16 protein-coding genes are annotated in these 14,426 nt (G+C 59.9%); 7 read left to right on the forward strand and 9 right to left on the reverse strand.

What is annotated here, in order from left to right:
* Window positions 1-5: 5 nt before the first annotated feature.
* A complete protein-coding gene (recX, locus tag OH720_RS05705; protein WP_008060631.1) occupies window positions 6-473 on the forward strand; it encodes a recombination regulator RecX in 468 nt (155 codons plus the stop codon).
* 44 nt (window positions 474-517) lie between these two features.
* Here the strand turns inward: recX and OH720_RS05710 are convergent, their stop codons facing one another.
* A complete protein-coding gene (locus OH720_RS05710; RefSeq protein ID WP_272604856.1) occupies window positions 518-1,636 on the reverse strand; it encodes a TIGR00730 family Rossman fold protein in 1,119 nt (372 codons plus the stop codon).
* Window positions 1,637-2,112: 476 nt separating this feature from the next.
* Here OH720_RS05710 and OH720_RS05715 point away from each other — a divergent pair, with 476 nt between their 5' ends.
* Entirely contained in the window at window positions 2,113-2,307 is a 195-nt protein-coding gene (locus tag OH720_RS05715) for a hypothetical protein (protein ID WP_272604857.1), read from the forward strand.
* Window position 2,308: 1 nt separating this feature from the next.
* Here the strand turns inward: OH720_RS05715 and OH720_RS05720 are convergent, their stop codons facing one another.
* Window positions 2,309-2,731 (reverse strand): PA3611 family quorum-sensing-regulated virulence factor, encoded by a 423-nt coding sequence (locus OH720_RS05720; RefSeq protein ID WP_008060643.1) that lies wholly within the window; start codon window positions 2,729-2,731, stop codon window positions 2,309-2,311.
* Window positions 2,732-2,921: 190 nt separating this feature from the next.
* Between OH720_RS05720 and OH720_RS05725 the strand changes: the two genes are divergently transcribed.
* From OH720_RS05725 to OH720_RS05735, 3 genes are all read left to right on the forward strand, one after another.
* Window positions 2,922-3,665 carry a tRNA-uridine aminocarboxypropyltransferase gene (locus tag OH720_RS05725; RefSeq protein ID WP_272604858.1) on the forward strand — a complete coding sequence of 248 codons (744 nt, stop codon included), beginning with the start codon at window positions 2,922-2,924 and terminating at the stop codon, window positions 3,663-3,665.
* Between the two features lie 220 nt (window positions 3,666-3,885).
* The gene (gene erdR / locus OH720_RS05730) at window positions 3,886-4,536 is read left to right on the forward strand and encodes a response regulator transcription factor ErdR (protein WP_180203233.1); all 651 of its coding nucleotides are present in this window, start codon (window positions 3,886-3,888) and stop codon (window positions 4,534-4,536) included.
* 76 nt (window positions 4,537-4,612) lie between these two features.
* The gene (locus OH720_RS05735; protein WP_008060649.1) at window positions 4,613-4,975 is read left to right on the forward strand and encodes a diacylglycerol kinase; all 363 of its coding nucleotides are present in this window, start codon (window positions 4,613-4,615) and stop codon (window positions 4,973-4,975) included.
* Here the strand turns inward: OH720_RS05735 and OH720_RS05740 are convergent.
* Entirely contained in the window at window positions 4,972-5,898 is a 927-nt protein-coding gene (locus OH720_RS05740) for a LysR family transcriptional regulator (protein WP_180203232.1), read from the reverse strand. The genes OH720_RS05735 and OH720_RS05740 overlap by 4 nt on opposite strands.
* 139 nt (window positions 5,899-6,037) lie before the next feature.
* On the opposite strand from OH720_RS05740, the gene fpr reads away from it, so the two are divergent.
* Window positions 6,038-6,817: a ferredoxin-NADP reductase gene (gene fpr, locus OH720_RS05745; RefSeq protein ID WP_008054100.1), complete on the forward strand. Its 780-nt coding sequence runs from the start codon at window positions 6,038-6,040 to the stop codon at window positions 6,815-6,817.
* 73 nt (window positions 6,818-6,890) lie between these two features.
* On the opposite strand, the gene tsaA is transcribed toward fpr, so the two are convergent.
* The 6 genes from tsaA to rimO all read right to left on the reverse strand — a co-directional run bounded on the left by tsaA (window position 6,891) and on the right by rimO (window position 12,114).
* Window positions 6,891-7,592 (reverse strand): tRNA (N6-threonylcarbamoyladenosine(37)-N6)-methyltransferase TrmO, encoded by a 702-nt coding sequence (gene tsaA / locus OH720_RS05750; protein WP_272604859.1) that lies wholly within the window; start codon window positions 7,590-7,592, stop codon window positions 6,891-6,893.
* A 186-nt stretch (window positions 7,593-7,778) separates the two neighbouring features.
* Window positions 7,779-8,549, reverse strand: a complete 771-nt coding sequence (locus OH720_RS05755) for an SDR family oxidoreductase (RefSeq protein WP_272604860.1) — start codon at window positions 8,547-8,549, stop codon at window positions 7,779-7,781.
* A gap of 194 nt (window positions 8,550-8,743) precedes the next feature.
* Window positions 8,744-9,214, reverse strand: coding sequence for a DUF1456 family protein (locus OH720_RS05760; RefSeq protein WP_103394455.1), 471 nt, complete (start codon window positions 9,212-9,214; stop codon window positions 8,744-8,746).
* Between the two features lie 75 nt (window positions 9,215-9,289).
* On the reverse strand, window positions 9,290-10,000 hold the full coding sequence (locus OH720_RS05765) for an rRNA pseudouridine synthase (protein ID WP_180203228.1): 711 nt from the start codon (window positions 9,998-10,000) through the stop codon (window positions 9,290-9,292).
* A 190-nt stretch (window positions 10,001-10,190) separates the two neighbouring features.
* The gene (locus tag OH720_RS05770; RefSeq protein WP_180203227.1) at window positions 10,191-10,664 is read right to left on the reverse strand and encodes a GNAT family N-acetyltransferase; all 474 of its coding nucleotides are present in this window, start codon (window positions 10,662-10,664) and stop codon (window positions 10,191-10,193) included.
* A gap of 112 nt (window positions 10,665-10,776) precedes the next feature.
* Complete coding sequence (gene rimO / locus OH720_RS05775) at window positions 10,777-12,114, reverse strand: 30S ribosomal protein S12 methylthiotransferase RimO (RefSeq protein WP_008052161.1); 1,338 nt, start codon at window positions 12,112-12,114, stop codon at window positions 10,777-10,779.
* A 288-nt stretch (window positions 12,115-12,402) separates the two neighbouring features.
* Here rimO and OH720_RS05780 point away from each other — a divergent pair, with 288 nt between their 5' ends.
* Window positions 12,403-14,304 (forward strand): potassium transporter Kup, encoded by a 1,902-nt coding sequence (locus tag OH720_RS05780; protein WP_008060680.1) that lies wholly within the window; start codon window positions 12,403-12,405, stop codon window positions 14,302-14,304.
* Window positions 14,305-14,426 lie beyond the last annotated feature (122 nt).

Consider the following 14,426-nt stretch of genomic DNA (forward strand, 5'->3'; position numbering starts at 1 on the left):
ATCCGATGACCGCCGTACTCGATACCCTCGTCGCGGTGCGGCGAACCGCAATGGACCTGCTCGCACGACGCGAGCATGGTCGAGTCGAGCTGACGCGTAAACTGCGTCAGCGCGGCGCTCTCCCCGAAATGATCGAAACAGCACTCGACCGATTGACGGAAGAGGGCTTGTTGTCCGAATCCCGTTACCTTGAAAGCTTCGTTTCCTACCGTGCCCGTAGCGGCTATGGCCCTTTGCGCATTCGTGAAGAATTGGGTCAGCGTGGCCTGCAGCGTAGCGACATCGAACTCGCCTTGCGCGAGAGCGGCATCGACTGGCAGGAACAATTGCAGGACACCTGGCGACGCAAATTCTCCGGGCAGTTACCGATAGACGCCCGGGAGCGTGCCAAGCAAGGCAGGTTCCTGGCGTATCGGGGCTACTCCATGGAAATGATCAGCCGCTTGTTCAGCGGCCGAGGGATGGACGATTGACTGAAACGGCTCGCTACTTCGATAGCGGGCCGTTTTTTTTCTCCTCACGTAACCTTTAATGGCTCTCGCGTACGCTGCTGCACCGGTGGCTGGGTATGTGCCCAGTTTTCCGGCAAGTTGATGTAATCCACCAACTCGCGCAGCCGGCCGTGGTCACGTGCGGTGAAGTTGAAAGCCAGCCGCGCCAGGTGGCTGAACCGTGGTTCGTCGTGCTCCTCGCCGTTATAGGCATGTTGATGGAATTGATCGCTCAGACACAGGTCGGCGAATGCCTGCTGCATGTGTTCGAGTGCCGGGTCGCTGAGCTTGTGATTCATGCGAATCACGAACTGGTGCTTGAGCCAGCGGCTGGAGTGGTAATTGCTGTAGAACTGGTTGATTTGCTCCACCGCTTCCTCGGCGTTGTAGACCAGTTTCACCAGCTTCATGTCGGTGGGAAGGATGTAGCGATTCTCCTCCAGTTGCTGGTGGATGAAGTCCAGTGCGCCCTGCCAGAACTTGCCGCCCGGTGCGTCCAGCAGCACCACGGGCACCAGTGGACTTTTGCCCGTCTGGATCAGCGTCAATACTTCCAGGGCTTCGTCCAGGGTGCCGAAACCACCTGGGCACAGCACCAATGCATCCGCTTCCTTGACGAAGAACAGCTTGCGCGTGAAGAAAAAATGGAAGGGCAGCAGGTTGGTGGTGCCCTGAACGGTGGGGTTGGCATGTTGCTCGAAGGGCAGGGTGATGTTGAATCCCAGGCTGTGTTCCAGGCCTGCACCTTCATGGGCTGCGGCCATGATGCCGCCGCCCGCGCCCGTGATGACCATCATGTCCGAGCGCGCCAGGGCTGCGCCGAGTTCCCGGGCGAGGCCATACAAGGGGTGTTCCACTGGCGTGCGTGCTGAGCCGAAGACTGTGACTTTGCGTCGCCTCTTGAACTGCTCCAGCACACGGAAAGCGTGCTCGAGTTCGCGCAGGGCTTGCAGGGTTATCTTGGCGTTCCAGCGGTTGTGGTCTTCCTGGGCCATGCGCAGCACGGTCAGGATCATGTCGCGGTAGATCGGAATGTTCGGGCTATTGGGTGAAACCAGATTGAGCTGCTCTTCGACCTTGCTGATGAGGTTGTGGCCGCTTTGTTCAAAATGACGGCTCAGGAGGTCATTCGGTTGGTAAGGCATTCAACTTCTCCTTCTGCACAGAGCCATCGGCTTCGACCATTGAAGCGTCAATGCCACGACACGTCATGTGTCGCTGTCTGCCCAGGCCCATGCCTGGGCGATTCACTTGACCCTGATCGGGTCATCCATACCGGCTCTGTTTTTCCCTTGGGTGAAAGAAACGTTCGCACGGCGCAAGGCGAAACGGGTGGCCCTTTCCAGCCCTGACACAATGAACGTAGATACCTGAAATCTAGACCCTCGCGATGATTCGTGCTGCCTTGATCATTGCGCCGCAAAGTCTTTCCTGGCAACCGTTTATTGACGATTTGCAAGGTGGTTTCACCGCCCGTCTGAACCCGCCCCGGGAGTTCCGTACTCTGATTTACTAAGTTACAGGTACTACACGACAACTTGGCGTCAAAGGCAGGGCGCAGGGTACAAGCAGTAAAGGATTTTTCGCTCATCATGAGCGAGGTGCAGGGAGCCGGTAAGTCATGGCCAGGGTCATTCTGGAGATCGATACGCAACTGTATCGATTGCTGAAGTCATCAGCCGAGATCAATCATTTGAGTCTCGAGGAGGAGTGCTGCCGCCGTCTTAAGGACGCGGAGCAGCGCTCACGCTATTTGCAGGCGCTGGTGGCGGAGCTGCGCGCCGAGGATGAGCAGCGGCGCGCAAAATCCCACTGACTTACTTTTTCTTCTGGGTCGCTTTCGGGCAATCCGATTCCTGGTAGCTTGCAGAACCGACCGCACGGTTGGTCTTTACCTCGGTGAAGTCGTAACGCATGACCGCGCCCTTGGCCATCAGCTTGCGGAAGGACGGGTTGTTGCACACCGAGGCGCCAAGCTGGAAGTACACAGCCTTGGGGTCGGCACGCATCTTGTTGGCGTGGCTGCTTTGCACGCTCAGGTGGTTGATCAGCACATTGCCTTCGACCGTGTAGCCCTGATCGAGAATGTCTTCATTGATCGCCCGTGGAGTACCGACGCTGCTTTGGGTGGCGACGTTTCGCAGCTCTCTGTTCAAATTCTGCTCACTCAAGGACGCAGCCTGAGCGATGAATGGCGACGCCAGCAGAATGGCAGCGGTGGGAACGATAAGGCGCAGCATGAAACTCTCCTGGGGCAGTGATGGGGGTTTGACCCATCACATGACTGTGCGTTCAGTGGCGGCGAATTATAGGGGAGCAGGCCTGGGCGGTACAGGTTTGCGCCAGAGGGTCTGGTAAACTGCCTGCACTTTCCCCCCCTTGCCGAGTGCTTTTCGTGTCGATCTCTTTTTCCTGCCGGCGTGGCCTGCGATGAACCATGCTCCCAACGCCGTAGCCCGCCTGCGCGACCAGCGCGAAGAGGAAGGCATCAAGCCGATCCAGGCCCGTGGATGGCGGGCAACGCGGTGCCGTGCGTGCCGCGTGATCGAGAGTCACTGCCTGTGCGCCTGGCGCCCGCAGGTCGAGACTCGCTCCGGGGTGTGCCTGATCATGACCGGCAAGGAAGTGTTCAAGCCCAGCAACACCGGCTGGCTGATTGCCGATGTAGTGCGTGACAACCATGCATTCATTTGGTCGCGTACCGAAGTCGATCAACAGTTGCTGGCGTTGCTGTCCGACCCGCAATGGCAGCCTTATCTGGTGTTTCCGGGTGAATATGTCGCGCCGGAGCGGGTGACTCACAGCGTGGCGGTCGATCAGAGCCGGCGGCCGCTGTTCATCTTGCTGGACGCGACCTGGACCGAAGCGCGGAAGATTTTCCGCAAAAGCCCGTATTTCGACGCGCTTCCGATCCTCAGCCTGTTGCCCGAGAGGCTCTCTCGCTATCAATTGCGCCGCTCCACCCGAAGCGAACACCTGTGCACCGCGGAAGTCGCGGCGTTGTGTCTTGATCTGGCGGGGGATGCAGAGGCGGCCTCGGCACTCGACGCCTATTTCGACGTGTTCAGCCAGCATTACCTCGATGCCAAGCGTCAGCTGGAAATGAATGTTTCGACCCCGGCGCACACCGAGTTGATGGCCTATGTTCAACAAGCAGCGGTATCGATGGACTGATTGTCGCCGATACTGCAATAAAGTGTACCGGCCATGTCGCTTGACCACCCCGGTTTCGCTGGGCATGCTTGGCGCCGATTAGGGTGCGGCCAGAGTTTGAAACGCCGTTTTTTGCGTTGAACGTGCCCCGTTGGTGCAGCTGCGTGGCTGTTACCTCGCGTTGTTTTGGCGTTACCCGAATGCATCGGGTATCCCATGAAAAAACAGGATCATTTGAAAAATGGCCACATACGAAATCCTGATTGCCGATGATCACCCTCTTTTTCGTTCCGCCCTGCATCAAGCCGTGACCCTGGGCCTGGGCCCGGATGTCCGCCTGGTGGAAGTGGCAAGCATTGCCGAGTTGGAGGCACGCCTGGGCGAAAAGGCTGACTGGGACCTGGTGCTGCTGGATCTGAACATGCCGGGCGCGTATGGGTTTTCCGGGTTGGTGCTGTTGCGCGGCCAGTATCCGCAAATTCCTGTGGTCATGGTCTCCGCCCAGGAAGAAGCGACGATCATGGTGAAGTCCCGCGAATTTGGTGCAAGTGGTTTCATCCCCAAGTCCAGCGACCTGAGTGTTATTCAGAAAGCCGTGCGCGCGGTGCTCGATGGCGATGTTTTCTGGCCACCACAGGCGTTCGAAGCGGTCAGCGTTTCCGATGAAGCCAAGGCCGCCAGTGAAGGCCTTGCAAGCTTGACTCCGCAACAGTTCCGGGTGTTGACCATGGTCTGCGAAGGGTTGCTGAACAAGCAGATTGCCTACGAATTGAGCGTTTCCGAAGCGACCATCAAGGCTCACGTCACCGCGATTTTTCGTAAACTGAATGTGCGGACCCGAACCCAGGCGGCGCTGCTGCTGCAACAACTTGAGTCAATTTCAAGCCATTAAGCGCTGGCGCCTTCACGCTTTTTTGACTTTGGTTAATCTAGCGTTCTCACTCCTTTTTTTGGTCAGTTCCTACTCTATGTCACCTTTCAAAGGCCAGACCGGCCTGAAACGTATCCTTAATGCTTCCGGCTACTCGCTGGACGGCCTGCGCGCAGCGTTCACCGGCGAGGCGGCTTTTCGGCAGCTGGTGTTGCTCAACGTCATTCTGATCCCGCTGTCGTTCTTCCTGAACGTGAGTCGTGTCGAGCAGGCGTTGCTGATTGCGGTATGCCTGCTGGCGCTGATCGTCGAGTTGCTCAATTCGGCCGTGGAAGCGGCCATCGACCGCATTTCCCTGGAACTGCACCCGCTGTCGAAAAATGCCAAGGACATGGGCAGCGCCGCGCAATTGGTGGCCTTGACCATGATCGCGCTGGTCTGGGCGGTGATTCTGCTTTAAGCGATCGTAGGCAGAACGATCTCGTCGCTGCGCTGAACCCCGGCGGTGAACGCGCGGCACAGGTCGAGGAACTCACGCATCGCCGAGGTCTGGTACTTCTGCTTGTGCCAGATGAAATAGAACTGCCGCGCCAGGTCCAGGTCTGGCGTCTCCACGGCCACCAGGCTGCCGCGACGGAACGCATCCCGTAGCGCCAGCCGCGAGATGCAGCCTATCCCCAGGCCGGATTCGACGGCGCGCTTGATCGCTTCGGTGTGCTCCAGTTCCAGGCGGATGTTCAGCGCGGTGCGGTGATGGCGCATGGCCTGATCGAACGTCAGGCGTGTCCCCGAACCTTGTTCACGCAGGATCCAGGCTTCCTGGCTCAGTTCCTCCATGCTCGCGGTACCGCGTTTGGCCAGCGGATGTTGCGGCGCGCAAAAGACCACCAGTTCATCTTCGACCCAACTTTGCACTTCGATGTCCGGGTGGCTGCAATCGCCTTCGATCAGACCCAGGTCAATTTCGTAGTGGGCAACCTGTTGCACAATATTGGCGGTGTTCTGCACGTGCAGCTTTACCTGGCTTTCCGGGTGGCGCTGCATGAAGCCGCCGATCAGCAGGGTCGCGAGGTAGTTGCCAATGGTCAGGGTTGCGCCCACCGCCAATGAGCCGAAACCGGACTTGCCATTGAGCAGGTCTTCGATTTCCTTGGCCTGGTCGAGCAAGGCTACGGCCTGGGGCAGCAGTTGTTTACCCAGGGCATTGAGGCTCAGCCGTTTGCCGGCGCGGTCGAACAGCTGGCAGCTGCACTGGCGCTCCAGCTCGGTAATCGATGTGCTCGCCGCCGACTGTGAGAGGTTGAGCAGGCCCGCAGCACGGGAGACGCTTTCCTGCTGGGCGACGGCAACGAATACTTGAAGTTGACGGAGAGTAAATCGCATATCGATATAACCGATAACCCTTATCTTAATAATCCAGTTAACAGATATTGTCGTCGCTATTAGAATGCGATGCAATTGCGCACCACAGGTCTCTTCCTGAAAGGGCAAGCGCAGACCCAATCTCCAGGAGTCCCCGTACATGAGCAACATGAACCACGAGCGTGTCCTCAGTGTTCATCACTGGAACGACACTCTGTTCAGCTTCAAGTGCACCCGTGATCCGGGCCTGCGCTTCGAGAACGGTCAGTTCGTGATGATCGGCCTGCAACAGCCAAACGGCCGCCCGCTTATGCGCGCTTACTCGATTGCCAGCCCGAACTGGGAAGAGCATCTCGAGTTCTTCAGCATCAAGGTGCCTGATGGTCCGCTGACTTCCCAGCTGCAGCATCTGAAGGAAGGCGACGAGATCATCATCAGCAAGAAGCCTACCGGCACGCTGGTGCTGGATGACTTGAAGCCTGGCAAACATCTGTACCTGCTCAGCACCGGTACCGGTCTGGCGCCGTTCATGAGCGTCATCCAGGACCCGGAGACCTACGAGCGTTTCGAAAAAGTGATCCTGTGCCACGGCGTACGTTACGTCAACGAAGTCGCCTACCGCGAGTTCATCACCGAGCACCTGCCGCAGAACGAGTTCTTCGGCGACGCCCTGCGTGACAAGTTGATCTACTACCCGACCGTGACCCGCGAGCCGTTTGAAAACGAAGGTCGCCTGACCGACCTGATGCGCAGCGGCAAGCTGTTCAGCGACATCGGCCTGCCACCGATCAACCCGCAGGACGACCGCGCCATGTTGTGCGGCAGCCCGAGCATGCTCGACGAGACCAGCGAAGTGTTGAACAGCTTCGGCCTGAAAGTGTCGCCGCGGATGCGCGAGCCGGGTGATTACCTGATCGAGCGTGCGTTCGTCGAGAAATAAGCACAACCGCCTCAAAAAAAGCCCGCATTGCCTATACAGGTAATGCGGGCTTTTTTATGCCGAGCGCGTTCTCCTACACGTTGGATGCGGGAATGACTTCAAGTACGCGGATCATCTCCGGCGTCGGATAATGCCAACGCACATCCACATCCCACAATTGCGCACCATATTCCCGTTCCGGGGCAGGCGTCTGGTACGCCGGGCGCGGATCCTGCGCCAGACACTGCTCGATCAACTCAACCAAGGGCTCTTCAAGGCGCTGGGCGTGCCCGTGAGCCTGTTGCAGGGCTGAGTCCGTCCACTGCACGGCAATCAACTGTGGCGCGGCGCTGGCGACGCTATTGGTGGCTGTGTCGATGATGTCTGCGTAAGGCACGTAGGGTTTGATGTCGAGGATCGGCGTGCCATCGAGCAGGTCGATGCCGGATATCCACAGGCGATTGGCTTCGACCTTGTCCAGTTTGACCACGGACTGGCCAATGCCGTTAGGACGGTGGGTGGCGCGGGTGGCAAATACGCCCATGGACTTGTTGCCGCCCAGGCGAGGCGGGCGGACTTTCAGTCGCGGCTTTTCCTCCAGGGCCTGATGGAACAGGAACAGCAGCCACACGTGGCTGACCTGCTCCAGGCCCTGCACGGCATCGCCCTGATCGAATGGCGCCACCAGTTCCAGGACGCCGCGTGCGGCCGGGGCCAATTGCGGCTGCCGAGGGATGGCGAACTTCTCCTTGAAGCAGGAGCGCACGAAGCCGATGGGGGAAACGCTGTAGGTCATGGTTGGCGGTCGAGGCGGTATGGGGCGGGCATGATAACCCGATCGGCCTTTACATCGGCGGTGACCGTGAGTCCGCCTTCGCGGGCAAGCCCGCTCCCACAGTGGATCTCGGCCGGCCACAGATTTTGTGAGCACCAGAAAACCCTGTGGGAGCGTGGCTTGCCCGCGATGGCCGCACCGCCGGTCTCAGAGACTGAACCCACCATCCAGCGGAATGATATTCCCGGTCATGTAGGCTCCGGCCGTACTCGCCAGGCTGATCGCCAGCGCCGCCATCTCCTCCTCGCGACCCCAGCGCTTCATCGGAATCAGCGCCGTATCCTGCGCCAATGCCTGGGCATCACTGTCGATGTGTTGGGTCATCTTGCTCGGAAAGCGCCCTGGTGCAATCACATTGACGTTGATGTGCTGGCTCACCAGTTCCCGCGCCAGAATCCGCGACAGTTGATGCAGGGCCGCTTTGCTGGGCCCATAGGCATATGCCTGTTCGCCGAAGGAAGAAATCCCGGCGACTGAACCGATATTGATGATCCGGGCCGGGTTCGCAGGCGAACCGGCTTTGCGCAACAGTGGCAGAAACTGCTGGATGCAGTTGAATACTGACGTCACATTCAGTTGCATGACCTTTTCCCAGCCCTTGATCGGGTAGCTTTCCAGTGGCGCCCCCCACGTGGTGCCAGCGTTGTTCACCAGGATATCGAGGTGGGTCATCTGCTCACCCAGGCGCGTGGCCAACTGCTGCACGCCTTCTTCAGTGGCCAGGTTGGCGGCCACCGCGTGGCAGCGTCCGAGCGCGCCGAGTTCGTCTGCCGTTTGCTGGCAGGCTTCGACATCGCGGGCGCAGACGTAGACGGTGGCACCAGCCTCGACATAGGCCTTGGCGATCATTTTGCCGATACCGCGGGTGCCGCCGGTCACCAGTGCGGTGCGGCCTTGCAGGGAGAAGTAGGGATGCATGGCTAATCCTGAGAACTGAGGGTCTTTACACCCTAGTCGTCAGTCGCTGGAAGCGGAGCCACTATTTTTGCGCGGAATGGGGGGCTATGCAGACTGGAACTGCTAGCGCCCCCTGTAGGAGCACAGCTTGCTGGCGATGGCGATCTCAAGGACGCCATCGCCAGCAAGCTGTGCTCCTACAGGGGCGGTGGCGCTTATTGCGGGCGAACGCGCAGGGTCAGGCCCTTGAGGAAGTTACGCAGCAACTGGTCGCCGCACGGGCGGTAGTTGGTGTGGCCGAACTTGCGGAACAGCGCACTCAGCTCAGGCTTGGATACCGGGAACTCGGCGGCTTTGAGAATCGCGTGCATGTCGTCTTCTTTCAGCTCGAAGGCCACACGCAGCTTTTTCAGGATGATGTTGTTGGTCACCGGCACTTCGATCGGCTGCGGTGGGCGGCTTTCGTCCTTGCCGCGCTTGAAGATCACCAGGCCGTCGAGGAAGTGCGCCATGACCTCGTCCGGGCAGCGTACGAAACCTTCCTCGTCTTCCTCTTTCTTGTCGAGGTAGGTCAGCAGGTCGGCCAAGGTCACGTCCATGCCGCCGAGCTTGATGATCTCGATGACTTTCTTGTCGCTGATGTCGAGCATGTAGCGCACGCTGCGCAGTACGTCATTGTGAATCATGGTGTGCAATCCTGATATTCAGCAGTGGGCGCCGCAATAGCAGCGGCGCCGGAATGTATGGCGGCGTGAGAAGCCTCAGAACTTCTCTTTGCCGGACAGGTAGCGCCATTGCCCCAAGGGCACCTTGCCGATGGACACGCCGCCGATACGGATGCGGCGGATGCCCACGACCTTCAGGCCGACGGCCTGGCAGAACAGGGCGATCACGCCCGGCTGCGGGTTCTTCATGGCGAAGCGCAGGCGGTTTTCGTTCTGCCAGCTGGCCTTGACCGGTGGCAGTTCCTTGCCCTTGTAGGTCAGGCCGTGTTGCAAGCGATTGAGGCCGTGTTCAACCATGTCACCTTCGACTTCGACCACGTATTCCTGCTCGATCTTGCTGGAGTCGGCAGTGAGCTTGCGCAGGATCTTCCAGTCCTGGGTGAACACCAGCAAACCGCTGGCATTGGCCTGCAGGTCGGTGCTGGCGGTAAGACGCTGGAAGTGGCCCTTGAGCGGGCGTTTTCCGTAGCGGTGCTCTTCGCTCAGGGTCTCGGCGCTGATGGTCGCCATGGCGGTGTCCGCGTCCATGCCGGCAGGCACGTTGAGCAGGATGGTGACCGGCTCTGGCGCCGTGGCCTTGGCTTCTGGATCCAGCTCGACTTTTTGCGTGCCGACCTTGAACTGCGGCTCGTCGACGACTTCGCCGTCGACGGTGACCCAGCCGCCCTCGATGAACAGCTCAGCCTCCCGACGGGAACAGCCGACGAGTTCGATGAGGCGTTTGGAGAGTCGAATCGGGTCAGTCATGACAGGGCCGTAACAAAAAAGGGGTGGGCATTGTACCTGCCTGGCGCCGGTTAATCCCGGAACCATTTTGCCGCAGGGGCTTTTTGTGGGAGCGAGCCTGCTCGCGAAATGGCCATCAGGCTCAACATCAATATTGATTGATAAATCGCTTTCGCGAGCAGGCTCGCTCCCACAGTGGTTTCACGGTGTATCAGCCATTGCGCGTCAGTTGCTGAGCCTGGCGCAAACGCATGTGCAACAGCGGATACGGCTGGCCCATGCCGTCGACTTCCGAACGGCCGATCACCTCGAAACCCTGCTTGAAGTAAAACCCCAGTGCTTGCGGGTTCTGTTCGTTGACGTCCAGCTCATCGGCGTTGAGGTTTTCCAGGGCGTAACGCAGCAACCGTTTGCCAAGGCCCTGGCCACGATGCGCCGGGTCGATGAAGAGCATCTCGATCTTGCCCGCCGCGACACCGGCGAATCCGGTGATGCGCTGCTGCGGGTCTTTGGTGCAGATCAGCATCACCGCGTCGAGGTAGCGGGTCAGCACCAGGTTCTTCAACAGTTCGATGTAGCTGTCCGGCAGAAAATCGTGGGTAGCGCGGACCGAGGCCTCCCAGACCCTGGTCAATTCTTCGTAGTCACTTTGTTTCGGTGTATGAATGACCGAATGTTGGCGCATGCCAGCCTGCCCCTTGGGTGATTGGAGATGAGAATCCGTTCCTCATCAAACGATAGCCGTAAAAAAGCCCCGCATCTCGTCAGGAGAGCGGGGCTTTTCATATTTTTTGCGACTAGATCTGTTCAGCCCACAGGTCGTATTCGTCGGCGTCGGTCACTTTGCACCAGACTTTGTCACCTGGTTTCAAGTTGCTGCCGTTGTCGATGAACACGTTGCCGTCGATTTCCGGGGCATCGAAGAAGCAGCGGCCGACCGCGCCCTGCTCGTCGACTTCATCGACCAGCACTTCGATTTCGCGGCCGATGCGCATTTGCAGGCGCGCCGAGCTGATGGCCTGCTGGTGCGCCATGAAGCGCTCCCAACGGTCCTGCTTGACGTCGTCCGGCACCACTTCCAGGTCCAGGTCATTGGCCGGGGCGCCTTCAACCGGCGAGTACTGGAAGCAGCCGACGCGGTCGAGCTGGGCTTCGGTCAGCCAGTTCAGCAGGTACTGGAAGTCTTCTTCGGTTTCGCCAGGGAAGCCGACGATGAAGGTCGAACGGATGATCAGGTCCGGGCAGATTTCGCGCCAGTTCTTGATCCGCGCCAGGGTCTTGTCTTCGAACGCCGGGCGTTTCATCGACTTGAGCACTTTCGGGCTGGCGTGCTGGAACGGGATGTCCAGGTACGGCAGGATCTTGCCGGCGGCCATCAGCGGGATCAGCTCGTCCACGTGCGGGTACGGGTAAACGTAGTGCAGGCGCACCCAGACACCCAGGGTGCTCAGGGCTTCGCAGAGTTCGGTCATGCGGGTTTTCACCGGCGCGCCGTTCCAGAAACCGGTGCGGTACTTGACGTCGACGCCATAGGCGCTGGTGTCCTGGGAGATCACCAGCAGCTCCTTGACGCCGGACTTGACCAGGCGCTGGGCCTCGTCGAGCACGTCACCGACCGGACGGCTGACCAGCTTGCCACGCATCGACGGGATGATGCAGAAGCTGCAGCTGTGGTTGCAGCCTTCGGAAATCTTCAGGTAGGCGTAGTGGCGCGGGGTCAGCTTGATCCCTTGTGGCGGCACCAGGTCGATCAGCGGGTTGTGGTCCTGGCGTGGCGGTACGACTTCGTGCACGGCATTGACCACTTGCTCGTACTGCTGCGGACCGGTGACGGCCAGCACGCTCGGGTGTACGTTGCGGATATTGCCTTCTTCGACGCCCATGCAGCCGGTCACGATGACCTTGCCGTTTTCCTTGATGGCTTCGCCGATCACTTCCAGGGACTCGGCCTTGGCCGAGTCGATGAAGCCACAGGTGTTGACCACCACGACATCGGCGTCCTGATAGGTGGACACGACGTCATAGCCTTCCATGCGCAGCTGGGTAAGGATGCGCTCGGAGTCGACCAGTGCTTTGGGGCAACCCAGGGATACGAAGCCAACCTTTGGATTGGCCGGCGCAGGAGTGGTGGACATGTCTAACCTCGGTATTTGTGACGCCTCCAGCCGCAAATGGGCAAGGCGACAAACGGGCACTTGGCGTGCCTCTGATCAAAAAGTGCGCAATTCTAGCGATGAGACGCTCACTTGACCAGCTTTATGCAGGGAAATACGACGAGTGCTGCGCTATGCTTCGCGCCGTTGGGCCTTACCGATTTTTTACAGTCAAGAAAACGTCTGTAACAACAGGTAAAACGGCGCATGCTGCAATGCAAAGCATAGTGCTTCGTTCAAAGAAGCCGGTCTGGGAATCAGGAGTGTTGGATGGGTCAGGCAAGTAGTCACGCGGCGGGCGCCGAGCATTCGGCGGCCAAGCCGATCGGCATGCTGGTCGCGGCGGTCGGGGTGGTTTATGGCGATATCGGCACGAGTCCGCTGTACACCCTCAAAGAAGTGTTTTCCGGCGACTATGGCGTACCGGTTAACCATGACGGCGTGCTGGGGATTCTCGCGCTGATCTTCTGGTCGCTGATCTGGGTCGTGTCGATCAAGTACATGATGTTTGTCCTGCGTGCCGACAACCAGGGCGAAGGCGGGATCATGGCCTTGACCGCGCTGGCCCGGCGGGCGGCGGCAGGGCATGCGAAATTGCGCACGCTGCTGGTGGTCTGCGGGCTGATCGGTGCGGCGCTGTTCTATGGTGACAGCATGATCACCCCGGCGATTTCCGTACTGTCGGCCATTGAAGGCCTGGGCCTGGCCTTCGACGGCATCGACCACTGGGTGGTGCCACTGTCGCTGATCGTGCTGGTGGCGTTGTTCCTGATTCAACGTCACGGCACCGCGCGCATCGGCATTCTGTTCGGGCCGATCATGGTCACCTGGTTTGTGGTGCTGGGGGCGTTGGGTGTCCATGGGATCCTCCAGCACCCTGAAGTGTTGCAGGCGATGAACCCGGCGTGGGGCGTGCGATTCTTCGTCGTGCACCCGGGCATGGGCGTGGCGATCCTTGGCGCGGTCGTGCTGGCACTGACCGGTGCCGAAGCGCTGTATGCCGACATGGGCCACTTCGGCCGCAAGCCGATTGCCCGTGCCTGGTTCATCCTGGTGCTGCCGGCGCTGGTGCTTAATTACTTCGGCCAGGGGGCGCTGCTGCTGGGCGATCCGGAAGCGGCGCGCAACCCGTTTTACCTGCTGGCACCCAGCTGGGCGCTGATTCCGCTGGTGGCGCTGTCGACCCTGGCCACGGTGATCGCTTCCCAGGCGGTGATTTCCGGGGCTTTCTCCCTGACCCGTCAGGCAATCCAGCTCGGCTACATTCCACGCATGCACATCCAGCACACCTCCAGCGCCGAGCAGGGCCAGATCTACATCGGCGCGGTGAACTGGGCGTTGATGGTCGGCGTGGTGCTGTTGGTGCTCGGTTTCGAATCCTCCGGTGCCCTGGCTTCGGCCTATGGCGTGGCGGTGACCGGGACCATGCTGATGACCAGTATCCTGGTGTCGGCGGTAATCCTGCTGCTGTGGAAATGGCCGCCGGTGCTGGCGGTGCCGGTCCTGCTGGGTTTCCTGATAGTGGACGGTGTGTACTTTGCCGCCAACGTGCCGAAAATCGTCCAGGGTGGGGCGTTCCCGGTGATCGCCGGTTTTGCACTGTTTGTGTTGATGACCACCTGGAAGCGTGGCAAGCAGTTGCTGGTGGAGCGTATCGACGAGGGCGGCCTGCCGCTGGAGATCTTCATCAGCAGCATCGCCGTGCAACCGCCGCATCGCGTGCAGGGCACGGCGGTGTTCCTCACCGCGCGACCGGACGCCGTGCCCCACGCGCTGTTGCACAACCTGCTGCATAACCAGGTGCTGCACGAGCAGGTGGTGCTGCTGACGGTGGTCTACGAAGACATTCCGCGAGTGCCGGCGAGCCGGCGCTTCGAGGTCGAATCCTACGGCGAAGGCTTCTTCCGGGTGATCCTGCATTTCGGTTTCACCGACGAGCCGGACGTACCGAAGGCGCTGAAGCTGTGTCATCTCGATGAGCTGGACTTCAGCCCGATGCGCACCACGTACTTCCTCAGCCGCGAGACGGTCATCGCCTCCAAGCTCGAAGGCATGGCCCGGTGGCGCGAGGCGCTGTTCGCGTTCATGTTGCAGAACGCCAACGGCAATTTGCGCTTCTTCAACCTGCCGCTGAACCGGGTGATTGAGCTGGGGACCCAGGTGGAGATGTAACCCCTGTAGGAGCGAGCCTGCTCGCGATGGTCTCAAATGCACCGCGGTTATCCAGAATTCCCGCGTCATCGTTGACGTCCATCGCGAGCAGGCTCGCTCCTACAGTGGGTAGTGGTTGTATG

Origin of the sequence: Pseudomonas sp. WJP1, from assembly GCF_028471945.1 — a bacterium.
GTDB lineage: Bacteria > Pseudomonadota > Gammaproteobacteria > Pseudomonadales > Pseudomonadaceae > Aquipseudomonas.